Raw genomic sequence first — 23,601 nt, 5'->3', positions numbered from 1 at the left:
ATGGCAGACAAAAGACTGGAACTTGCTAAAAACAAACTAGAAGAACTTGAAAATAAACTCGAAAAAGTCAAAGGCACTCCTAGAGAAGAGGAATTTCAAATTCAAATTGACAAACTCAACGATTTAATCAAACACATTGAAAACGAGTAGATTGTATGAACATTGATGAAATCATGGAAGGGGCTAGAACAGCATTCATAGATGAGACTCTCGACTCCAACATGGATTTCAGGCCAAAACTTCTATACAATGACAGAGACACCAAGGTCATTAATTCAATTAAGGACGAGCTTAAAAGCTGCGATGAGTTTTTCATTTCTGCAGCCTTCATCACCATGGGTGGAATCACTCCGCTTCTAGAAGAGCTTAAAACCTTGGAAAAAAACAATATTAAAGGTAAAATCCTCACCACTGATTATTTAAACTTTACAGAACCTAAGGCCTTAAGAAAACTCCAGGCATTTAAAAACATTGAAGTCAAGCTTTACAGTCAGGAAAAGGAAGGCTTTCACACCAAAGGATATATTTTCAGAAAAAACGACGTCTACACAGGTATTGTAGGCAGTTCCAATATGACAATGAATGCTTTAAGTGTCAATAAGGAGTGGAATGTCGAGTTTTCAAGTATGGCTGAAGGTGAGATGCTTTCTCAAATCAGACGTGAGTTTGACACATTATGGGCTCAGGCTGATCCTTTATGTGATGTTATTTCTAAATATGAAAAAATCTATGAAGACCATAAGAAATTCACTGATTTAAGAAAGATTACAAAAGAAATCAAGGAAAAAAACATCACGCTTACTCCAAACTATATGCAGGAGGAGTTTCTCGAAAACCTCAGAAACCTCATCAAGATGGGTGAAGACAAGGCAATTCTTGTATCAGCTACAGGTACAGGTAAGACCTATGCATCAGCATTTGCGGTTAAGGATTTCAAACCCAAAAGATTTCTCTTTCTGGTTCACAGGGAACAGATTGCAAAGCAGTCAGTTGAGGCTTACAAGCATGTTTTTGATGACCATGAAAATTTCGGTCTTGTTTCTGGAAATTCCAAGGATTTTGATAAAAATTACGTCTTTGCAACCGTCCAGACCATGTCCAAGGATTTAATCTACACACAATACGCCAAAGACCACTTTGACTTTATCGTTATTGACGAGGTTCACAAGGCAGGTGCCCATTCATATATCAAGCTTTTAAACTACTTCAAGCCTAAGTTCCTTTTGGGAATGACAGCTTCACCTGAGCGTACCGACGGCTTTAACATTTATGATTTATTTGACAATAACATCGCTCATGAAATCAGACTTCAGGAAGCTTTGGAAGAGGATTTATTGTGTCCATTTCACTATTTTGGAATAACTGACGTTGAGTTTGAAAACGGAGAGATTGACGACGATTTCAGTGATTTCAATCTTTTATCATCTGATAAAAGGGTAAATTATCTAATTGAAAAGTCAAACTTCTACGGTTATTCAGGCGATAGAAGAAAAGCTCTGGTTTTCTGTTCAAGAAAGCGTGAGGCCGAACTTTTATCAGAAAAGTTCAACAAGAGGGGTTATGCTTCAACTGTCCTTACAGGTGACGATTCACAAAAAACCCGTCTTGATGCAATTGACAGACTTACAAATGATGAAAACCCCGACAGGCTTGAGTTTATTTTTACAGTGGATATTTTCAATGAGGGTGTTGACATTCCCGAAATCAACCAGGTCCTGCTTGTAAGACCTACCGAGTCTCCAATCATTTTTATCCAGCAGCTCGGAAGAGGTTTGAGGAAATATCAAAGCAAGGAGTATGTTGTAATCCTTGATTTCATTGGAAACTATAAAAACAACTTCATGATTCCGATTGCCCTTTCAGGAGACCGCTCCTATGACAAGGACAAAATCAGAAAGTATCTCATGGAGGGAAGCAAAATCATCCCGGGCGCCTCTTCGATAAACTTTGATGAAGTTTCAAGAAAGCGTATATATGAGTCAATCAACAATTCATCATTTAATAAGAAGGCACTCTTTAAGGAAAAGTACAATCAGTTAAAATACAAGCTTGGAAGGATGCCTTTATTATATGACTTTGCTGTTAATGCAGAATTCAACCCTGAACTTATCCTCAATCACAAGGACTTTCCGACATATCACAATTTCCTCTGTGAAATCGATGATGACTACAAGTCACACATTGACAATCTTGACCATCTGAAGTTCATATCCAAAAAGCTTTTAAAGGGAATAAGGCCTCATGAGCTTATAATACTTGAATGTCTAAAATATAACAGGTATTTCACTGTTTCACAAATCGAAAGATGCCTTGATGAGAACTTTGATTTAACTGACCAGTTTGATTCAATAAAAGGTGCAATCAACTTTTTAAGTCTGAATTTTTATCTAAAAGAAAAAGGCGAAGGCTATCAGGCAAATACCATAGAAAAGATTGTTGTGAGTCCGCATAATTTGTTTTTCAATTTCAATGAGGAGGTTTTCAGAGATCTCAAAAACAACAAAGATTACAGATTTGAAATTTCAGAGTCTTTTAGAGTTGCCCTTACAAATCCAGTATTTGTAAATCATTTAAATGACGCCCTGAAGTACGGATTTTTCAAATACGATAATATATACTCTTCACCTGATGAATTTAAACTCTATGAAAAATACTCCCGTGAGGACGTTTTGAGGCTTATGAACTGGGAGAGGTTCATGAACGGTCAGAATATCGGAGGATATAAAATCAAATACAATACCTGTCCGATTTTTGTAACCTATAACAAGGCAGAAGACATTTCTGAGACAATAAACTACGAAGACCATTTCATCAACAAAAACACTTTCAACTGGATGAGCAGAAACAACCGTAAAACCTCATCACCTGAACTTGAGCCATTGATTAACTATAACGGCGTTGACACTCAACTGTTTATACAAAAAAGCAACGATGAAGGAATCGAGTTTTACTATATCGGTAAACTGACTCCATTAAGCTACAGACAGGTTTACCGTAACATTAACGGCAAGAATCAGCCTATTGTTAACTTTAAATTTAAAATTGAAAAAGAAGTTAAAGACGAACTTTATTCTTATTTTGTAAATGATTAAAAAAAAGAGGGTTAATGTGAATTAACACTTAACCTAATAGTAATAGCTCATTCTGCTTACATAAGACATGTATGAAAAGAAAAGTATAAAGACAATAATGCTTATTACAATTGCCAGAACTATCATGATTATTCCGTGTTTGTGAACGTCCTTGTTTTCTCTTGTAAGCAGATATATTCCGATTATTATTCCAACAAGCGGGAAAAAGACTGAACATAAGTATCCTATGATTATGGCTGCATTATGTTCATTTTTATATACTGGGGCGCCGCATTGTGCACATGCAGTATTTCCAAAGGGAACTAAAGAGCCGCATCTTTGACATGTTGTTCCTCTGTTAATGTTAGTGTGCTCAGGTCCGGTTCTGCCTCCGTTTACTGCAGTTCCGCATTTGTCACAAAATTTAGCGCCTTCCTTTAGTTCATTACCGCAATTGCTGCAATATGTCATTTTATTCCTCTTTGTTTTCTTCGCCGGATTCTAGTTGGATTACTTCTGCAGTTTCTTCTGCTGTAATTTCTTTTTTAGAAGTAACGTCTTCACCGCAATTCGGACAGAATTTAGCTTCATCCATCAGTTCTTCACCGCAGTTTCTGCATTTTTTCACTTCTTCAACTTCACTTAAGTCCTGTCCGCAGTTCGGACAGAATTTTGCACCGTCCATCACTTCAGCACCGCAGTTCGGACATTTTTCAGCTTCAGGAGTTATTCCGTTATTAGTTAAATCCTTTCCGCATCCTGGACAGAATTTGGAGTCCTTAAATAATCCGTGTCCGCAGTCTTCACAGTATTCAACGTAATTGTTGGCATCTGCAGTTGTATTGTAGGTTTGTGAGGATCTTGTGCCGTTTGTGTTTTTGATGGTTACGATATCATCATCTGCAAGAAGGTAGTAGATTATTGCTCCGATTAAAAATAATAAAATAAGCACAATCAAAACGCCTAAGTTATAGGATTTTTTCTTTAAAATTGCGGTTCCATTGTAATTGCTCTGCAGTTTGTAGCCCTGTGCCAGATATATCTGCAGTTGCTGATTGAATTCGTCATCATTCTGTACTTCTATGTTTATGTTGAGTCCCATTGAATTCCTCCATATGTTATTCACATTTTTACTATAATATTAATTTTCAAAATAGGATTATAAATATATATCTGATTTTTTTCAAATCACATTAACGCTCCTGTTTGTGATGTTATAACCTTGTTATAGCTATTATTTTTAAAAAATATTGAATATTATTCTTATTTTTGTCATTTTAAGATGTAAGTGGGCACTTACATTCGAAAAACTATTTATATGGTCTTGTATAAAGTATTAATTGGACATGACAAGTTCAAAACAAAAAATTTGTATTCAGTTGTTGAATTAAAAAAAATTTAAAAGGTGAAAATATGAGCTGTTTGGAAGAAACTATTAAAGTTTTAAAAGAATTCGGGAAGAAACTATTAAAGTTTTAAAAGAATTCGAAGGATTCTAATAGCTTTTCAAAAATTAAATTGTTGGAGGTGAAATTATGAGCTGTTTGGAAGAAACCATTAAAGTTTTAAAAGAATTCGAAAGTTTCTAATAGTATTTCAAGATAAAATTGTTGGAGGTGAAATTATGAGCTGTTTGGAAGAAACCATTAAAGTTTTAAAAGAATTCGAAAGTTTCTAAATTAAATTACTGGAGGCGAAATCATGTGTGATTTCTTTGATCTCTAATAAAATTCAAGGTTCTCATAGAATCTGTAAAAAAATCCAGTGGAGGTGTAACTCTGCGATTTGACAAAAAGTGTTGATGCTGCCTGTTGGAATTAAATGACTTGCAGGCAGTAACTAAGTACTGACTTTTTTTTTAACATTAACATTAAAGATTTTCTATCTAAATTACTGTTTTTCAACGTGAACATATATATCTACATTTTTATTTAAGTCTATTTTATCGAATCATCATCGTTAATGTAAAATTAGATTAATAATTTTGCAGGTAATTTTTACCAAATTTCATATTATCAATAATATTTCATAGTTTCCATATACTTCTGCAGGTGCTGCTGTAGTCACCATTATCAAGCAGGTTCCTAACATTAACGTTAAAGATTTCCCATCTCAATTGCTGTTTTTCAATGTGCACATATATATCTGCATTTTCATCTGACATCTATTTATCAAATCATCATCGTTAATGTAAAATCCGGTTAATAATTTTACATGTTATTTTCACATAATTAATTTAATCAATGATATTTTATGGATTTATTATGCAGTGGTAAGTATTGCCTGATGTTGGTATTTTTAACAAATTCAAATTTTTTTCATGATAATGTGTTCCAAGAGGTCCAAATTTCAAATTCAAGTGAATTTTTCCACTTACTCGAAAAAAATTTCATTATTGAAAATCACGATTTTTTATCTAAATTCAAATTAAAATAATAATTATCTTATATATCAAAAAATATTAAATAGTAATATCGAACTGATTAATTGAGGAATTTTAGATGGCAAGTCCAATTGAAGTTATTTTAGTGCCGACAATAATGATTCTGTTAGGCGTATTTTTAAGGCAAAAGGGTTTTTTAAAAAAATCGGACAGGGAACTTCTCTCAAAGATTGTTTTATACATCGCACTTCCTGCAATGATTTTTATAAATCTGTATGATGCCCAGATATCTCAAAACATGCTCTTTTTACCGGTTCTGGGTTTTGCTCTGACATGCATACTTATAGTCATTGCATATGCCTACTGCAGAGCGAGAAATTACTCCAATAAGACCACATGGACAATTATTATTGGAGCATCAATCATGAATACAGGATTTATAGGATTTCCTGTATCGCTGGGTGTTTTTGGAAATGAAGGATTTATCAATGCGGTGTTTTATGATCTTGCAACATCAGCATGGGTAGTTCTCTACGGTGTTATCCTTGCAAGCAAGTTTGGAGGCGACAGGAAGGAAGCTCTTAAAAAAGCACTGACATTTACGCCGGTCTGGGCAGTGATATTGGCATTGATATTTAATGTTTTCAATATTCCGCTGATTTATGTTGTTGAAAACACTCTAAACTATTTCGGACAGGCTACAATACCATTAATCATGCTGGCACTTGGTCTTTCACTTGATTTTGGAAATGTGAAAAACTATATCTCTCCTTCAATAGCGGTATCTGTCATTAAGCTGGTGATTGCTCCTCTAGTAATGTTTGGTATGCTTTCAATATTTAAGATATCTGGTATGGCATTTAATATTGCAATTCTTGAAGCAGGTATGTCAACTGCAGGAAATGCTCTGGTGCTTGCTATAGAATATGGCCTTGATGCTGATTTGATGGGATCTTTAACATTTACAAATGTTGTTTTAAGTGTGTTTACATTAACTGCAATCATAGGTTTTTTAAGCTAAAAAATAGTTTTGTAGTGTGTGGGAGATTTAATTAAAAATCTCCCAGGGATTAAATGGAGAAAATTTTTTTTTAAGTAAATTTAAATTAAAGGGAGTGGGGGAATATTTTTATTCCCCGATATGGTAAAACCATAAATTTAAAGAGTTGGGGAATATTTCTATTCCCCAAATCTTGTGAATGAATCAAAAGATCAATTTAAAGATAATTGGGAGTTAATTTTAGAGGTATGCTATTTATGGGTCTCCCAATTTTCTAATTTATGCGGGAATATTCCGGATTTGATCCGGATATTTTTTTAAAGGGTTAATGAATTTTTTATGTGCCTTGTGAGTTCGTCCCAGGCACAATTAAATATATGAAACTATCCATATATAAAGTTTTTCGCATGCAAGTGCTTACTTGCATTCTTATTTGCCTAAAAAAGAAATAATAATGCTATTTTAAATAAAATAATTAAAATAAACTCATATTTTTAAATTTAAATACTGCAGGTGTAGTTTTTATTTTGATTTAAAATAGGGTGAGGGAATATTTCTATTCCCTCCAATATGGTAAAAACGATTAGTTTTAGATTTGAGGAATATTTTTATTCCCCGAATCGTGTGAATGAATAAAAAGATAAGTTTTAAGAAAAATTGGGAGTTTATTATATGTTCGAGGTGTGTATTTTATGGACTCCCAATTTTTTAATTAAAACGGGAATATTTTGGATATAAATCCGGATATTCATTTAAAGGGTCAATGATTTTTTTTTGGCTGTGCCAGTGTGTTTGTCTAGGCACAATTAATTATATGAAACTGTCCATATATAAAGTTTTTCGCATGCAAGTGCTTACTTGCATTGTTATTTGGCTTAAAAAGAAATAATAATGCTTTTTTAGATAAAATAATTATAATATAATCTTATTTTTAAATTTAAATTAGGATATGGGATATTTATATTCTCTCTAAAATCATATAAGTTTTTCAAGCAGGTGATATTTTTTGTTCCTCAAATCAGGTAAATGGATAAAAAAATTAGTTCTTAGAGAAATTGGGAGTATGGCCTCCCAATTTTCTAATTAAAACGGGAATATTCCGAAAATAAATTCGGATATTCACTTAATGGGTCAATGATTTTTTTTGACTGTGCCTTTGAATTACTTCAAGGCACAATTAAATATATGAAACTATCCATATATAAAGATTTTTACATATATTTGCTTATTTATATTGTTTTTTTTGACTTAAAATGAAATAATTATATTTTTTTAGATAAAATAGTTATAATATAATCTTATTTTTAAATTTAAATGTTAATATGAGGAGTATTTTATCTCAAAATCAGTAATGTTGTTGGTGTTTTGGCGATGGAGCTGACTATCTATGAAGTCTGCCATATTTTCCTTTAATTAATCTGGACTGTAAGAATTAAGGTTTGATTCCGTTATAGATGATGTCCAGTAAACTTTCTGAAAGATCTCTTGTTTCTTCATTAGGAGTTTTGTTGTATACTTTCCATAAAACGACAGACTGGAATGTTATACTGAAAACAGTCAGGCTTATGGCCTTCACATCAACATCCCTGATTTTACCCTTTTCGATTTGAAGGGTAAAGAATTCTTCATATTTTTTAAGGATAGTGTCTGTAATTAAAGCGATTATAAGTTTTTTGCTTAAAACATCGTCCACTTCTTCCATAGCTATTTTAATTATACGGAATTCTTCTTCAGGAAGATTTAACATTCCTTTAAAATTTTTTTGAAGATAATCTTCAAGCTCATCATCTTCATTAAACTCAAAAATATTTTCAACAGTGTCCTGAAAGCGTTGGAGGTAATATTCTTCGGTAATTTCAATCAGGTTCTTTTTGGTTTTGAACTTCCGGAATATTGTTACTTCATTGACTTCGGCCTCTTTGGATATTCTTTTGGTTGTAGCCTTGTCCCTGCCGTCTCGTAGAAGGATTTTATAGGTTGCGCTTACTATTTTTTCCTCAGTGCTGTCAAGTTCAATTGCCATAATATATACTATATTATAAATCGTTATAAATTTATTCATTTCTTTTTCGTGAGGTGAATTGAAACACATGTCAAAAGCAAAATATATCCAAGAGGATTTTTTCAATTTTGGCCTTTTTAAGCCATTGTCTAGAAAAAAATTTTTTTCCAATAAAGCACTGTTATTGCCGGTAACTCAGAATTTTTGAATTTTTTTTCAGGGTGAATCTGGCCTTGTCTTGTTATTATTTGTATTTTTCTAAATTTAAAATTTTGATTTTTTCAAAAAAGCTGCTTTTAAAAAATTATACTCTAATCAGGGTGATTTGAACCTGTTACTGTATGAAAATTTTTTGCCAGTAACTCAGGATTTTTGCCCGTTTTGTAGTTTGGAGGAATCTTCAGCTCAGCATTTATTTTTTGGATAAAATCATTTATAACATTATATTTTTGAAAGCATTTGGTCATATTCATGATTTCAGGCAGTTACACTTGAAATATACCTCTAATCCAACTCACATGGATTAATTAATCTTAAGGACTAATTTGTATCTAAAAAATGCCTAAATAATATTACAAATATAATTATATAGTATTGTTTTAGATAAATATAATTATATATATCAGGGGATTTTATCATGAAGATTAAAAAAATTTTTTTAGTTTGTCTGATTCTTTTGACCATACTCTCGGTTGGAGCTGTCAGCGCTAATGGCGATATTGCTTCAGCTGATGATTTATCAATCCAGAGCGATGATGCTCTTTCGGCAGTTGACGAATGGGATGATTCTGACGATTGGTATGATGATAGTGAAGATGAAGACGACGATGACTGGGAAGTGGATGAAGATGAAATTATTGTAGAGGTCAATGAAGAATTGGGTCCGGTTTATTATATGGATGATGCAGTTATTGCCAGCTTAACCCTTCCAAGTGATGCTTACGGTAATCTTTCAGTATTTGAAGGGGATTATGATACCGGAGATTATCTGGCAGGTGTTGAGTTAGTTAACGGATTTGCTCAGGTAAAAATATCTGACCTTAATTTTGCAGAAGATGAGTTTATCGGAGATCATTTATTAACATTTGTATATGAAGGTGATGATTATGCAGTAACTGACGGTGAAATGGTTTTAAGTATTGTTGATTATGAATTCACAGGTCCTAAAAGTGTAGCTCTTGGAGAAAGTGCAACATTTATCTTGAATTTACACAGAAACATTAGCGGAACATTATATGTTACTCCTTCCCGTTTTGATGGTGAAGGGGATTATATTGACGGTGAAGTGATTTATTTTGATGTAATTAATGGTGTTTCAAAAGCAGTATTTTCCAATTTAAATATGGGAATGTATACCTATCGTTTTGAATTTAGTGATGATGATTATCTTTTCGACCAGGAAGCATCTTTAGATGTTTATCCTAAAATCAATGTTAAAGATAAAATCACTATAGGAAAAGACAATGTGTTGTCAGTTGATTTGCCTAAAGATGCTCAAGGTTCATTTTTACTTTCAATATATAGTGATGCTTTAGATGATTATATTGACTTTGATATAGCTTATAAAAACGGCAATATTGTAATCCCGTCAATCGGACTGGCTTCTGGAAACTATGACATTACTGGATTTGAAATCAATGATGCAAAATATGGTTATGTCAATTTTGAAGAATCATCTTCATTTAATGATGGTGAAGGAATCTATGCTTCCTTTAAAGCTGTAAATCCTACAAATTCCGTTGTAATAGCAAGCAATTTCAATACAGTATATACTGCCAACGGAATCTACAAGGTAAAAGTAACAATCGGTTCTAAACCTGCTGCCGGCGCAAGAGTAGTATTTAAAATCAACAATGTTGAAGTTAAATCCACATTTGTTGATAAAAACGGTTATGCAAGCTTAAAAATCACAAAAGCTCCTGGAAACTATAAAATAACCACAATAGCTCTTGGTAAAACTGTAACAAAAATATTGACAGTAAAACATCTTGTGACACTTAAAAAAGTAACTGTTAAAAGGTCAGCAAAAAGTCTTGTCATTCAGGCAAGTTTGGCTAAAGTCAACGGAAAATACCTTAAAAACAAATGGATCAGTTTCAAATTCCCAGGTATATCAACCAAGGTAAAAACCAATTCAAAAGGTGTTGCAATACTTACTATTCCATCAAAAGTTTTAGGAAAACTCAAGTCAGGTAAAAAAATAACCTATCAGGCAACTTACCTAAAAGACACTGTTAAAGTTGGTGTCACAGTTAAAAGATAGATTTTTATCTATTTTTTCTTTTTTTTTAATTTTTTGCCAATCAGTTTTATATTAGTTTGAATATAGATATATTCAAATATAATTTAGAGGCGAAAATCGTGAAATCAAAATTATTGTTAATTTTAATATTTTTACTCGCTTTTTGCGTGATGGCTCCAATTTCCGCATCAGGAGATGCCGCCAACGAAACGCAAATAGTCGATGATATAAAGGTATCATTCAATGATACTGTTTATAAAGAAGATTTGGGATATATTGATGTTGAAATTCCGGAAAATACAAGCGGAAATCTAAAAGCAACAATCAATAATGTGGAATTTTACAATGAAAACATATCAGAATCCGTCAAGATTCCAATCTCAATTCCTAAAAAGGCAATTTCTTTAATAGTTGTTAACAGAAATACAGACCATCTAAACTACAAAATAGATCTCTTTTTCAACAATACTTTAATCCCGTCAAATCACACTCTTAAAGTCATGAATATTCCTTCTAACTTTACAACTCCGGGATTTACTGAAGAAATTCTAAAGGATGATGAGATGGCTCGTGCATCATTATTTTTCCCCTTTTCTGCAAATGGGGAAGTTAAAATTTATATTGATGGTATTTTTGCAGATAATTTCACTGCACGTCAGTACTGCTTTTTGAATGTTACAAAATTCAACACACTGCCTCTTGGAAGCCATAACCTGACTGTGGTTTACAGCGGGGATAAGTACTATAAGAAATTCAACAGGACTTTCAACTTCACTGTTGTTGACATGCTGATAGACATACCTTCCCATATCATTCTCGAACATGACGACTGCATAAGTGCAAGGATAATCAACAATACTGACGGTGTTGTAAGCGTCTTTGTTGACGGCAAAAAAGTCTTTTCAGATAAACTCGACAAATACGGTGAATTTTTATATTCAACATTTCCAAAAATAACCTGCGGCCAGCATATGATTGAAGTCCAGTACAATGCAAGCAAATTTTCCAAATCCAAAAAAGTGCAGGTCAATGTGGACTATTATGTGGATATCTTTGATTATGGATCATTCATATACGGTGAAGGAGGTCAGGTCGTAATAGTCGTGCCGACAGACTTTAACAAAAATCTGATTAACATTACTATTGACGGTGCTCAAATCAGAGATTTTGAAATAGACAATTCAGGCTGGATTGAAATAGATGTTTCAAGACTTCCTGCCGGAAACCACACACTCAATTTTGACTTCAAGGGAGATGATAAATACTACAACTGGTCAGAATCAACAAATTTCACAATTGAATACGAGATTTACATTCAGTCATCCTCCTACATCGGCCTTGAAAAAGAGGTACATTTAACACTTCCTCCTTCAGCTAAAGGCAGTCTTGAAGTATACGTTAACGATAAATTTTTCAAAAGCGCAAAACTTGTCAAAGGATATGCCCTGATCGATTTGGGTAATCTCGAGCCTGACATTTATAAAATCTTTGCAACTTATACAGGTGATGACTTTAACCTAAGCAATCGAACCGATTATCTTGAAGTCGAACCGGATATAACATGTCCTAATGAAATCTATGTCGGTGAGGACAAATCAGTTGTTGTCAAAACCCTAAAGACTTCAAAAGGAAAAGTAATCTTCAGTATTAACGGCCAAAACTTCACTGTCCAAATTAAAAACGGCCAGGCACGTCTTTCACTTAAAAACTTCAAAATCGGAACATATGATGTTGATGCATATTATATTGGAGATAACGGATATAATGTCACATTATTTGCATTTTTCGATGTTTTAAACACTAAAGTTAAAATAGCGAACGTTAATGTTGCCTATACAAATAATGCCAAAGTTAAAGTCTATATAAACGATAAGATTGCTAAAAATACCTATGTGACCTTCAAGGTTGCAGGTAAAACACTTAAGGTCAAAACAGATAAGAAAGGCATTGCCACACTTAAGGTTAACAAATTAAAACCTGGCCAGTACAGGATTCAGGCATTTTTCAAATCTGCCTCAACAAGCAAAAAGCTCACTGTAAAACATATTTTGAGTTTAAGCACTGTTAAAGTTAAAAAATCATCCAAAAATGTGGTTTTAAAAGCCAAGCTTTCAGGCAAAGTTAAAAATAAGGTTATTAAATTTAAATTCAACGGTAAAACCTTAAAAGTCAAAACCAACAAAAATGGAATTTCAAAAGCTGTCTTTAAAACCTCAAACCTTAAAGTCGGCAAAAAAATAACATATAAGGCAACTTATCTAAAAGACACTGTTCAAAAGACAGTAACTGTTAAAAAATAGGAATTATTTTCTTATTTTCTTTTTTTTTTCGATAGTTTTTTTATTACCTGTTTCCATATTTTTATATGGTGATTATTTGAAAATTAATTCTAAAATATTGAGTATAGTGATTGTAGTTCTCGTTGCATTTACAATATCTGCAGCAGGTGCTATTGAGTTTACTAACTTCAGCATCAATCTTCCTGCAGAGTGTGATTTTTCCGAGCAGGCTACAACCAACATCAGTGCTAATGGGACAGATATGGCTCTTGTTGTTTATGAAAATACCGCAAACAATTCCAAGGATATCAGTAGCATAGTCTATTTCAATGACTCCCGCTCAGGCAATGACATGGCCGCCAAGTTTTTAAATGACCTGAAAAAAGGCAATGACGTTGTTGAGGAAAATGCAAACTGCACAATAGTCAAGCTCAAAAATCCGAATATAAAAGCAGGCAATGTCAACGGTTCATTCAAGGAGGCATTTGATTTTGCAAGCAGCTTTATTCCAAAAAAAGGCTTGAATTTCTCTGTTGACGGCGATTCTGTAGCCCTTTCCAAAGACAATTTCAGCGTTTCCGAAGCAGAAGGTGACAACCTCTCCATTTCATCAAAAGGCATGGAATTTTCAGACAAGGATAATTCCAACGGTTCAGTCAAATTGTCCTTTGATGATGATATAACTCCGGCCATTAAAGATGATGATTATGTGGCATGTCTGAGTCATGACAATCAGGTTGTTCTCATTGGCGGTGACAATTTAGCTTTAATTAAACAGGTGGCAGCTTCTGTTAAATTCAATTAAAGCATTTTTTTTCTTTTTTTATCCAATATTTTTTTTAATAGTAAGTTCAATATATATACAATGAAATACATCAGGGAAAACAGAAACTCATATACTATTGTAAAGGCATCCAAAACCTATGCAAAAATAACTAATCTGGACGATGCAATATTTATCAGGGACTTTTTGGTTGAAAATGACTGGGATTTAAATAAAACTCCTCAAATCATCGGGCATGATGAAAATTACCTTGTTTTAACAGTTTATGAGGATAAAATATATCTTCTTGCCAAATACAAACAAAAACCCTCCCAAGATACTGTTTCAAGACTGGTTAAAAAGCATAAAAGAAACCCGAACAACTCAAAATATGGTCTCAATATTTTAAAGGTATTTGATACATTCGTAATCAAAAAACGTATTGCCGGTGATGACTATATCTTCGGATATTATGACAGTCTTGAAGATGCGGAGTTTGTGAGAAATTTCCTTATGGATCATATGTGGAATGTCAATGAATTTGAAACTGTTAACTACTGCGAGGATTCAGGTGACTATAAGGTAGTTAAAGTCATTGACGATAATGTATATGTTCTTGATTCATTTTATTCAAAAAATATTGATCTTAAAAAATGTTATGAAGAGTTTTTAGCTAAAATATCCAAGCACAAATACGGTCTTGCAAGTTATCCTCACCTTGACCTTCTAAAAGACAAAATTGTGCAGCTGGAAGAGGAGCTTAATGTTAAAGTTAAGGATGACTACTGGGATTTCGGCAATGTCACAGGTAAAGCTCAGGCTCTCGATGAGATTATTTTTACATTAACGCCTTTCCAGAAAAGCATTTATGATGCAATTGATGATTCATCCACATTTGAAGATATTAAAAAGGCAATGATTAGATACAAATCCAAAAACTTCGATGAAAAGATAGATAAAAATCTGGGTGAACTTATTGAAATGAATCTGCTTGTAAAGGACGGTAATTATTATAAAAAAAGTAAGGAATAAAGTAATTATTCCCTGTCAGATAGAAGTTCTCCAGCTACTCCAATGTCTTCCTTGTCGTAGCCCTGAACCAATACGGTTATTGCTTCAACAGGTAATTCATATGCTTCAGCAACAATTTCTGATACTTTTTTTACCATTTCTCTTTTATTTTCTAAAGTTATTCCGTTATTTCCAGCTATTGTAATTACAGGCATTTTTTATCACCAATTAAAATTTATTATCTATGGAGTATATATAGATTATTAAAGGATTTGATAATTATGCTCGGTGAAGAAGAACTCGTTAAGCTGTTTCCGGACTTTGCAGATTTGGTACAGCCATCCGGAATTGACCTTGAACTTGATAAAATTTACATACAATGCTCTGAAGGCTCACTAATAGACAATGAAAAAAATTTGCCTGAAATTAAAGAACTTGAAGGTGACATTTACACATTAAAGCCTCATAAAGCATATCTGGCAAGCATAAAAAGGAAAATTAAAATTCCCAAAGGATATACTATGCTCTACCTTCCCCGCTCAACACTTTTAAGGTCATTTGTTTCAGTTCAGACCGCAGTTGGAGATCCTGGATTTTACGGAACACTGATGTTTATGATTTACAATCATGGGGAATATGACTTTAAAATCAAATCAGGTGACAGGATTGCCCAGGCAGTTGTATTTCCGGTTGAAGGCTCAGGAGAGTACAACGGGTCTTACCAGGAGGCGGAAGAGTGAATGTAGCAGATAAGCTGGTTGAAATCTTAGAAAATGAAGGCGTTAAAGACGTTTTTGGAATTCCAGGCGATCAGATATTGCCTTTATACAAAGCATTATCAAAATCCGATATTAACCACGTTCTGGTTCGCCACGAACAGGCTGCAGCCCATGCCGCAGACGGCTATACTAGATCAAGCGGAAAAATCGGAGTATGCATTTCAACTGTTTCACCGGGTGCTTTAAACTTTACAATGGCACTGGCAACTGCATTTAAGGACAATGTTCCTATTTTGCTTTTGACAGGTGATAATGAGCTTAAATATCGTGGAAGTGATTATTTCCAAAGTCTTCCGCAAGTTGAGGTCTTAAAACCTCTTACTCGTGCATCATATAATCCTTTAAATGGTACAGAAGCAATTTACGTTTTAAAGGCAGCACTTTATGAGCTTAAAAATATGCCTAAAGGTCCGATTCATATTAACTTATCAAAGGATGTGCTCATGTCAGAAGATTTTAAGGAATTTGACTTGTGCTATCTGTGTGAGGATGACCTGTCAAAGGTTTCTGATGCTCAAAAACTTATTGACTCTTCTGAAAAGCCGCTTTTGATATTGGGTGCAGGTGCAATCTCACAGAGAGATAAGATTTATGAAATTTCAAAAAAATATCAGATTCCCATATCCACAACATTTCATGCAAAGGGCATAATATCAGACAGGGATGATTTGAATTTGGGTCTTGCAGGAATTAGAAATTCACCAAGATCAAAATATGCATATGAAAATGCCGACTGCATAATAGGACTTGGAATCAGAGCAAGTGAGAGAACACTGCCTCAAATTCCGGATAATCTCATTCATGTAAACATCAACAAGGACGTTCTGGTTGGTGATTGTCAGATTCATGGAAAGGTTGAAGACTTTTTAGATGAAATAAACTTCAAACCAGTTCACTGGATTGATGAAATTTTAAAAATAGACAATTCCATTGAAATTAGTGGTCTTGACGATGATTTAGCTCCTCAAGCTGCCATCAAAAGAATCTTGGAGAAATTTGACGATACTATTATAGCTTCAGATGCGGGAAGTCACACCACCTGGACCACACTTTTAAAAAAATCACTAAAACCTGGCCAGCTGTTATTTTCAGGAGGTCTTGCACCTATGGGATACGGATTGCCAGCTGCTGTCGGTGCAAGTTTTGCAACTGGTGAAAAAATAGTATGCATAGTCGGTGACGGTGACTTTCAGATGAACCTTCAGGAACTTGCATGCATCAGGGAAAATAATCTGGATATAATCATATTCATTTTGAACAATTCAGAATTTGGAATCATCAGACAATGGCAGGAGCAGTTCTATGATATGAAACCGTACCAGATAAAACTCCAAAATCCTGATTTTGTAAAATTAGCTTCAAGCTATTTTATAGATGCTGTTCGCATAGACAGGCTGTCTGATTTGGAGTACCTTCTTGAAAAAGACCTTAAGGGTCCTATTGTTGTTGAAGTGATTGTTAGAAGTGAGGATGTCCCTCTACCTAAATAATTTCCTTTTCAACAAATTCTTTAACAACTTGCTCTATTTCATCAATTACATCTATAGGTGCAAGGTAATATTCACCATTTTCTTCAAAAATTATTCCGACAGGTTTTATTTCTGCAGATGAAATTTTATCATTGATTGTAAATATTGCTTTTTTAAAGACAAATGTAAAACCGTAAAGTTTTTCAAATTCATACTCCTGAATTTCTTCATATCCCACAATGTCTTCTAAAAAGCTGATAATATGCTTATCCATTTCTAACACCTTTTATTAATTGGCGGACTTCTTTTTTAGAAATCAGTTTGACTGCAGAAGGAAGTAACTTCAAAAGATTGATATCAAGCTCGTTTGCTCCTTTGCCGTCTAATCTGCTTCCGTTAAATGAAGGCTCAGCTGTTAATCTTGCATTTTTGTGAACCTCATTTACAATAATAATCAGACTCCAGATATATCCGATGTATTTGGCAGTGTCTGCATAGGAGTCAAGTCCAAAAATCAGGTGGTTTTCAAGCCTTGTAATCTTAATGCATTTGATAAAAGACTTTATAAATTCTTTGAAGTATCCTAAACACGGTTTTATTAGTTCAATGAGTGAGGAATCACGGTCTTCATTTTCCTCTTCATCTTCGTTTTCTTCTTCATCATCAGAAGGAAAATTAACAGAATAAATTTTAATTTTCTTTAAAATAAGTATTTTTAAACATCCTTTAAATTCGCTGCCCTGCTTTTCATAAACAAAAGCCAGCTTAACTCCGATATAGAGCAAAATAATAATAAATAAGATGATTATTAAAATAATCATCCCTAGGATGTTTAACATATGGTAATTCCTATTCTTCTATTTCCTCTTTTGTTGTAAATTCGGGTTCTATGTATTCTGATTCGTCATATTCAACATCATCGTTACTGCCGCCCAGGTATGTTTTTACAAGGTCGCTTATGATTAGACTTAAATCAGATAATGCTTTATTTTTTTCAGTTCCTTTACTTAAATCAAGAACACGAACTCCTTCAGAGTCATTTCCTTTTTTAGGAATCAGTACCATTGATATTGGTTCAACACCTGCACCTGCACCTACTGCTCCACCTTCATTGCTTGTCAGGTTTTCGCCTGCACCGAATCCTACTCCCATTCTCATAACTGGAATGATTATTTTATCTTCGGTTTCGATTGGCTCGCCGATTACATTTTTTATATTTATGAGTTTGTGCAGTTCACTTACTGCTACTTTAATATTTTCAGACATAGTTTCACATCCTGTTATTCTTATATAATTGTTGGTGTTAATCTTTAAAATATTTTTTTAGTTAAATTTCAGTAATACTTTTTTTGTAGTTTAGACATAAGTTTCAAGTGTAACTTTTTTCTTATAACTTATACATTTGAAATGGAGGGGTGTGTTTCAAGTGTAACTTTTCACTTATAACTTAAAATTTTTAACTGAGAGGTGTATTTCAAGTGTAACTTTTCACTTATAACTTATACTGATGTAAAAAATATATTACTTATAACTTATCACAAAAAAAATTTCAATGTAAAAATATGTTACTTATAACTTATCACGACCAAAAATTCTATGTAAAAAATATATTACTTATAAGTTAGTACAATTTCAAGTGTAAATTAGTATAACTTATAACAAAAATTTTTAAAAAATCCGGATTCAATATCTCAGTCAAATGCATATTATAAAATACTAAAATTACAGATCAGGATGGGACATGACTCCCATTATTTTTTAAATTTTTTTTGCTTATTTTTCCTTTAATTTTATATATTATGAATTACAATCTCTTATGATAGATATAAATCTTTATGGTTGTTTTATTTATGCTTTTGAAAGATGATACTATTAATCAAACTATGTTGGTGCCTATGGACTTGAGGAATTTGATTCCTGAAGATCATCCATGTTATTTTATTAAAAATGTGGTCGATTAAATTGATTGTTCTGAAGCAAACCGAGAGTTTCGTGATAAGTCAGGTGAACTCGCTTATCCTCGTGAAATGTTGCTTAGACTAGTTTTAATGAGTGTTTTTGACGGAGGATTGTCATCTCGTGAAATTGAAAGGAGAACAAGAATTGACATTGCTTATATGTACTTAGCAGGCATGCAATGATTTAAAATAGTTGAAGTAAGAATATGTTTTAAATTTTTTCTAGAGAAAATATTCACTTCAACCAGTTCTTAATTTCTTAGACAATATAGCACAGGCTGTAGATACGATTAAAATTAATATTGAAAATATGGCACATGTCAAATCGGTAAATAGAATATCTTTAAATATATAAGCTAAACCTATTATTGTTAAAGGTATGAAAAATGATTGTCCAATATAAATTCTATTGATGTTGCTGCTTAATGTTGAAAATACCTTATTGATTCTATCCGGCAAATATTTAGCCAAATAATAGCAAAGCCCCATAACTCCATGAATATAGATTATACACAATATTGCGTCCAATGTTGTCATGTAATAATACAGTACCCCTCTGCCGGCAAATAATTCTTTTCCCCATAATGTTGGAGATAGTCCGAAATATATTATAATCAATATAATAAAAATTGGCCAGTATTTAAAGAATTGTGCTTTGTTTTTAACTCTGATGAAATATTGTCCCCATATTAATCCTGCAATTGGAAAAATAAACCAGTTAAATAATGGAAATGCTGTATATTCTGTATTGGTTCCAATGAAATAACCAATGAATATATTTAAAACTGGTGTGCCGAAATCAACACATCTCAAGAGGCTACCAATTAAAGACATTGCCAATGCTATGATAATCAGCCATTTGTTTGAAAGTTCAAATTTCTTAAGAATGCCTATTAAAACGAAAGACAAACCTGCAAATATTAAAATCCCACAAAAAAAGAATATTAATCCGCCATGGATATGGTAAAGATCCCACCTGCCCAATAGTGAACCGCTTGTAAAGTAAGGTAAAACATATTCAAATAAATTCACTAAAATGCCTGTAAGATATAAAATGCATCCTCTTTTAATCATGGTGTCCCATTGGCTATGCCTTGAATAGACAATACCTACTCCCATACAAAACATGAAAATTGGAGCAGGACAAGGTCCTCCTAAAACATCTGCAAAAAGAATATTATATGTAAAACTAATTGAATGATTAAAATCCCCAACCAATATCAGGAAATTAATAAAAACCATAAAAATAATTGAAAGGCCTTTTGCTATATCAAGTTCCATTTGCCTACCTGTGTTCACCTTTTCATCTGAAAACAAATCCTTAATACTCATAATTTTATGTTATATATTTAATAATATTTAACTGTGTGATAGGTAGTGAAAAAAATTATTGTTTGATATAAATTATGAATAATTATTATTGGATGTTGGAGATGTAAAATGATAAGTATCTAAACATTTTTTATATATTTTGTATGAGTTTATCTAATTAGTGCAAGAATACCGGGACTTCTGCAAGTCATGGATGAATTGCAACAATGAGAGCATTACTTTTCAAATGCTCTCTGATGAAATTTAAATAACCAGATAACTCAAAAAGTTTAAGTTGTATGAAGTCTATATTACTATTAGGGGCAATATATTTTGTTTGGTCATAAAATATTATTTATCCTCACTTATTTAAGTAATTTACTATTTTTTAACCATTAAAATTAAAATTAAAGAAAAATTAGGATGAATTTTCATTGAAGTGAAATTTCAACTGTAAAAATTTAAAATCAAATAAGCCTATAAAATTTTACAGACTCAAAAAAAAAGAAAATATCAGAATCATAAATATGATTCTGCAATTGATGCAACACCTGCGCCTGCATCGTCAATTACACCTAAACCTTTCAAGGTCATACCGATTGCTGCAAAGGTTTGGGTTAATTCTTTGTAGGAAATATTTCCCATATGTCCGATTCTGAAAATGTTTCCTTTTAAGTGATCTTGACCGCCTGCTAACTCTACGCCGTATTTGTCACGGGTAGTGCCTCTGAAGTCTGCATCGGTAATTCCTTCAGGCATTTTAACTGCAGTTACGGTTGCAGATGAAACAGCTTCATCAGCGAATAATTCTAAACCTAATGCTTTAACAGCAGCTACACTTGCTTTAGCAGCTTTGTGGTGACGTGCAACTCTTTCATCAAGTCCTTCTTCCATAACCATCTTTAAAGCTTCGTTCATTGCATAGGTAAGTGAAACAGATGGAGTATATGGGGTTTCAGGTGGGACTTTGTCTCCGCTTTTTCTTGCAGCTTTTAAATCCAAGTAGAAAGTATTGGTTTCCACTTTGTCAACAGCAGCCCATGCATCGTCACTTAAGGTAATTGCTGCCATTCCAGGTGGTGCAGCTAAACATTTTTGAGATCCGGTAAGACAAACGTCAATGCCGAATTTTTCTACATTTACTTCGTCTCCTCCAAGGGATGAAACGGTATCTACAATGTATAATGCATCATAATTTTTCATTACTTTACCGATTTCTTTAATAGGTGCAGCTACTCCAGTGGAAGTTTCATTGTGAATTACGCTAACTGCTTTAATATCTTCATCAGCGTCCAAAGCTTCTTTGATAGCTTCAGGAGTTACAGCAGTTCCCCATTCGACAGCTAACTCTACAGCGTCAATTCCGTGGGTTTGAGCTATTTTCATGAAACGTTCACCGAATTTTCCACCTACTACATTTAACATTTTTTCTCCAGGAGCTACAGTATTTGCAATTCCAGCTTCCATTGCTGCAGTTCCAGATCCAGTTAATAAATAAGAATTATTTGGGGTTTGGAAAACTTTACTCATCAATTCAGTAGTTTCAGTTAAAATTTCACCATATCTTGCGCTTCTGTGGTTAACAACAGCCTGGGACATTGCATTGAGTACTCTAGGGTGAACTGTTGTCGGACCGGGAAGCATTAATAAAATATCATTCATTAAATTCCTCCGAGATATATAACGATTAGCCAGTATACAGCTATTAATATGTTTAATTTTTATACTTATTAAATATTTTTAATATGTCACTTTATTCAATTTTTTTATTGTTGTGAAATAAATTTTATTTATTTGTTTAAAAGTAGGACAATATTTTTAAATAATAGTTAAAATATATTGAGTTATATGCAATTTAGTGGAGAAGAGCTCACATTTAAAAGGGTGTTTAGTTATGTCTTTGGCCTGTACCTGTACATTGGGTGTGGCATTTTCAATCAAGTCATGTCTGGGTTCAGCGCCGGTCAGTTCAATTCCATATGCAATTAATCTTATCTGGCTGATTAATATTGGAGTTGCAACATTTTTGTTTCATGCATTGCTTGTTGTTATAGAATGGATTTTGCTTAGGGATGATTTTAATAAAAAACACTTCCTTCAGGTATTTGTGGGTGTGTTGTTTGGTGTATTTACAAGTTTTTCAGTCTCTTTAATGAATTTCGTCCCTAATGCAGATAATCTTTTAATTGCATTATTAATGACTGCACTTGCTGTTCTTTTTATTGCTTTGGGCTTATTTTTCTATGTTCCGACAAATCTCATTCCGCTTTCAGTTGAAGGAGTTACTCAGGCAATAGCCATTAAATCAAATCGTCCATTTTCAAAAATTAAGGTATATATTGATGTATGCATTGTATTAACAGCTTTACTGTTAAGTTACGGATTTTTAGGAGAGCTTGGAAGTGTGGGGGCTGGAACAATTTTGAGTGCGCTCTTTATAGGCACCTGCGTAAAATATATCCATAAACTGAATTTTCATATCACAGGAAATTCTGTAGATTTAAAAAAGATGTAAAGTTATTTATACTTTAAAGGAGTCTATTTAAATTATGATTAAAAGGATTTGTTTTTTTGTTGTAGGATTGTTCATAATGTCAATGGGTGTGGCATTTTCAATAGTCTCAACGCTTGGAACAACTCCGATAAGCTCAATTGCATATTCCCTAGCTTTAATAACCAATATAGACATTGGAATGACTACTTTTGTATTTAATGCGGCACTGGTTTTTATCCAATTTTTAATTTTAAAATCAAAATTTCATAAAAGAAGACTGCTTCAGCTGATTAATTGTGTCCTTTTCGGATATTTCACTAATCTTTCTTTGTATATTGTGAATTTGATTCCATTTGATGGATCTGCAGTGATGGCAGTTGCTTATCTTGTTTTAAGTATCTTTTTAATAGCGTTTGGAATATTTGTATATATGCCTGCAAACATAGCGCCTCTTTCTGGTGAAGGATGTGTTGAATCAATAGCTATTGTAACAGGATGGAGATTTTCAACTATTAAAATGGGTTTTGATGCATCAATGGTAATAATTTCTTTGGTAATGTGTGGACTGTGGTATACAAACATTTTTGCAGCTGTTAATGTCGGCACTATAATATCTGCATTTATGGTTGGATTTACATTAAGACAAATCAACAATCTCTATGCCTACATAACCTGCAGTAAAGTTAATCTTGTATCTGAATAAGAACTTATTTCTGGGCGAGTAATATTGAATTGATTATTTTTTTTGGTATCTGCAGGAATGTCTTTCAGGGCATTAATTTCTTCAATTTTTTCATTAAATCCTTTTTTCATTTCATTTATTTGTTTGTCTTTTTCTG

Annotated in this window: 23 protein-coding genes; 12 read left to right on the top strand and 11 right to left on the bottom strand. The window is 33.0% G+C overall.

Translation table 11 applies throughout. From position 1 onward, the window contains the following. Both QZU75_RS08430 and QZU75_RS08425 read left to right on the top strand, forming a co-directional pair. Entirely contained in the window at window positions 1-150 is a 150-nt protein-coding gene (locus QZU75_RS08430) for a hypothetical protein (protein WP_296882985.1), read from the top strand. A gap of 5 nt (window positions 151-155) precedes the next feature. Further along, window positions 156-3,092 (top strand): DUF3427 domain-containing protein, encoded by a 2,937-nt coding sequence (locus QZU75_RS08425; protein WP_296882983.1) that lies wholly within the window; start codon window positions 156-158, stop codon window positions 3,090-3,092. Between the two features lie 33 nt (window positions 3,093-3,125). Here QZU75_RS08425 and QZU75_RS08420 read toward each other — a convergent pair whose 3' ends face one another. The 3 genes from QZU75_RS08420 to QZU75_RS08410 all read right to left on the bottom strand — a co-directional run bounded on the left by QZU75_RS08420 (window position 3,126) and on the right by QZU75_RS08410 (window position 5,235). Beyond that, on the bottom strand, window positions 3,126-3,542 hold the full coding sequence (locus QZU75_RS08420) for a zinc ribbon domain-containing protein (RefSeq protein WP_296882982.1): 417 nt from the start codon (window positions 3,540-3,542) through the stop codon (window positions 3,126-3,128). Between the two features lies 1 nt (window position 3,543). After that, window positions 3,544-4,173, bottom strand: a complete 630-nt coding sequence (locus QZU75_RS08415; RefSeq protein WP_296882981.1) for a zinc ribbon domain-containing protein — start codon at window positions 4,171-4,173, stop codon at window positions 3,544-3,546. Between the two features lie 924 nt (window positions 4,174-5,097). Further along, the gene (locus QZU75_RS08410; protein WP_296882980.1) at window positions 5,098-5,235 is read right to left on the bottom strand and encodes a hypothetical protein; all 138 of its coding nucleotides are present in this window, start codon (window positions 5,233-5,235) and stop codon (window positions 5,098-5,100) included. 337 nt (window positions 5,236-5,572) lie between these two features. Between QZU75_RS08410 and QZU75_RS08405 the strand changes: the two genes are divergently transcribed. After that, the gene (locus QZU75_RS08405; protein WP_296882978.1) at window positions 5,573-6,475 is read left to right on the top strand and encodes an AEC family transporter; all 903 of its coding nucleotides are present in this window, start codon (window positions 5,573-5,575) and stop codon (window positions 6,473-6,475) included. Between the two features lie 1,411 nt (window positions 6,476-7,886). Here the strand turns inward: QZU75_RS08405 and QZU75_RS08400 are convergent. After that, window positions 7,887-8,477, bottom strand: coding sequence for a TetR/AcrR family transcriptional regulator (locus QZU75_RS08400; RefSeq protein ID WP_296882977.1), 591 nt, complete (start codon window positions 8,475-8,477; stop codon window positions 7,887-7,889). A 290-nt stretch (window positions 8,478-8,767) separates the two neighbouring features. Beyond that, window positions 8,768-8,923 carry a hypothetical protein gene (locus QZU75_RS08395; RefSeq protein ID WP_296882976.1) on the bottom strand — a complete coding sequence of 52 codons (156 nt, stop codon included), beginning with the start codon at window positions 8,921-8,923 and terminating at the stop codon, window positions 8,768-8,770. A 170-nt stretch (window positions 8,924-9,093) separates the two neighbouring features. On the opposite strand from QZU75_RS08395, the gene QZU75_RS08390 reads away from it, so the two are divergent. The 4 genes from QZU75_RS08390 to QZU75_RS08375 all read left to right on the top strand — a co-directional run bounded on the left by QZU75_RS08390 (window position 9,094) and on the right by QZU75_RS08375 (window position 14,772). Continuing rightward, window positions 9,094-10,719, top strand: a complete 1,626-nt coding sequence (locus tag QZU75_RS08390; RefSeq protein ID WP_296882974.1) for a hypothetical protein — start codon at window positions 9,094-9,096, stop codon at window positions 10,717-10,719. A gap of 98 nt (window positions 10,720-10,817) precedes the next feature. Next, complete coding sequence (locus QZU75_RS08385) at window positions 10,818-12,998, top strand: hypothetical protein (RefSeq protein WP_296882973.1); 2,181 nt, start codon at window positions 10,818-10,820, stop codon at window positions 12,996-12,998. Window positions 12,999-13,074: 76 nt separating this feature from the next. Beyond that, a complete protein-coding gene (locus tag QZU75_RS08380; protein ID WP_296882971.1) occupies window positions 13,075-13,782 on the top strand; it encodes a hypothetical protein in 708 nt (235 codons plus the stop codon). 60 nt (window positions 13,783-13,842) lie between these two features. Next, window positions 13,843-14,772 carry a hypothetical protein gene (locus QZU75_RS08375; RefSeq protein ID WP_296882969.1) on the top strand — a complete coding sequence of 310 codons (930 nt, stop codon included), beginning with the start codon at window positions 13,843-13,845 and terminating at the stop codon, window positions 14,770-14,772. 5 nt (window positions 14,773-14,777) lie between these two features. Here the strand turns inward: QZU75_RS08375 and dmpI are convergent, their stop codons facing one another. Next, the gene (gene dmpI, locus QZU75_RS08370) at window positions 14,778-14,966 is read right to left on the bottom strand and encodes a 4-oxalocrotonate tautomerase DmpI (RefSeq protein WP_296882967.1); all 189 of its coding nucleotides are present in this window, start codon (window positions 14,964-14,966) and stop codon (window positions 14,778-14,780) included. Window positions 14,967-15,032: 66 nt separating this feature from the next. Here dmpI and QZU75_RS08365 point away from each other — a divergent pair, with 66 nt between their 5' ends. Together QZU75_RS08365 and QZU75_RS08360 are read left to right on the top strand one after the other, a co-directional pair. Then, the gene (locus QZU75_RS08365; protein ID WP_296882966.1) at window positions 15,033-15,491 is read left to right on the top strand and encodes a deoxyuridine 5'-triphosphate nucleotidohydrolase; all 459 of its coding nucleotides are present in this window, start codon (window positions 15,033-15,035) and stop codon (window positions 15,489-15,491) included. After that, window positions 15,488-17,020: a thiamine pyrophosphate-binding protein gene (locus QZU75_RS08360; protein WP_296882965.1), complete on the top strand. Its 1,533-nt coding sequence runs from the start codon at window positions 15,488-15,490 to the stop codon at window positions 17,018-17,020. The genes QZU75_RS08365 and QZU75_RS08360 overlap by 4 nt, the downstream gene beginning before the upstream one ends. On the opposite strand, the gene QZU75_RS08355 is transcribed toward QZU75_RS08360, so the two are convergent. The 3 genes from QZU75_RS08355 to QZU75_RS08345 all read right to left on the bottom strand — a co-directional run bounded on the left by QZU75_RS08355 (window position 17,013) and on the right by QZU75_RS08345 (window position 18,265). Beyond that, complete coding sequence (locus QZU75_RS08355; protein ID WP_296882964.1) at window positions 17,013-17,273, bottom strand: hypothetical protein; 261 nt, start codon at window positions 17,271-17,273, stop codon at window positions 17,013-17,015. The genes QZU75_RS08360 and QZU75_RS08355 overlap by 8 nt on opposite strands. Beyond that, window positions 17,266-17,784: a DUF2953 domain-containing protein gene (locus QZU75_RS08350; RefSeq protein ID WP_296882963.1), complete on the bottom strand. Its 519-nt coding sequence runs from the start codon at window positions 17,782-17,784 to the stop codon at window positions 17,266-17,268. Before QZU75_RS08350 ends, QZU75_RS08355 begins: the two co-directional genes overlap by 8 nt. 64 nt (window positions 17,785-17,848) lie before the next feature. Continuing rightward, window positions 17,849-18,265: a GerW family sporulation protein gene (locus tag QZU75_RS08345; RefSeq protein ID WP_296882962.1), complete on the bottom strand. Its 417-nt coding sequence runs from the start codon at window positions 18,263-18,265 to the stop codon at window positions 17,849-17,851. Window positions 18,266-18,960: 695 nt separating this feature from the next. Between QZU75_RS08345 and QZU75_RS08340 the strand changes: the two genes are divergently transcribed. Further along, window positions 18,961-19,140, top strand: coding sequence for a transposase (locus tag QZU75_RS08340; protein WP_296883028.1), 180 nt, complete (start codon window positions 18,961-18,963; stop codon window positions 19,138-19,140). Window positions 19,141-19,197: 57 nt separating this feature from the next. Here QZU75_RS08340 and QZU75_RS08335 read toward each other — a convergent pair whose 3' ends face one another. Continuing rightward, a complete protein-coding gene (locus tag QZU75_RS08335; RefSeq protein ID WP_296882960.1) occupies window positions 19,198-20,289 on the bottom strand; it encodes a heparan-alpha-glucosaminide N-acetyltransferase domain-containing protein in 1,092 nt (363 codons plus the stop codon). A gap of 498 nt (window positions 20,290-20,787) precedes the next feature. Beyond that, window positions 20,788-21,930 carry an alanine--glyoxylate aminotransferase family protein gene (locus QZU75_RS08330; RefSeq protein ID WP_296882958.1) on the bottom strand — a complete coding sequence of 381 codons (1,143 nt, stop codon included), beginning with the start codon at window positions 21,928-21,930 and terminating at the stop codon, window positions 20,788-20,790. A 232-nt stretch (window positions 21,931-22,162) separates the two neighbouring features. On the opposite strand from QZU75_RS08330, the gene QZU75_RS08325 reads away from it, so the two are divergent. Together QZU75_RS08325 and QZU75_RS08320 are read left to right on the top strand one after the other, a co-directional pair. Further along, entirely contained in the window at window positions 22,163-22,783 is a 621-nt protein-coding gene (locus QZU75_RS08325) for a YitT family protein (protein ID WP_296882957.1), read from the top strand. 34 nt (window positions 22,784-22,817) lie between these two features. Next, window positions 22,818-23,465, top strand: coding sequence for a YitT family protein (locus tag QZU75_RS08320; RefSeq protein WP_296882955.1), 648 nt, complete (start codon window positions 22,818-22,820; stop codon window positions 23,463-23,465). Window positions 23,466-23,601 lie beyond the last annotated feature (136 nt).

The organism is uncultured Methanobrevibacter sp., from assembly GCF_902764455.1.
GTDB lineage: Archaea > Methanobacteriota > Methanobacteria > Methanobacteriales > Methanobacteriaceae > Methanocatella.
Note: the sequence above shows the minus strand (reverse complement) of the source record. Positions and strands in the feature narration are given on the sequence as shown.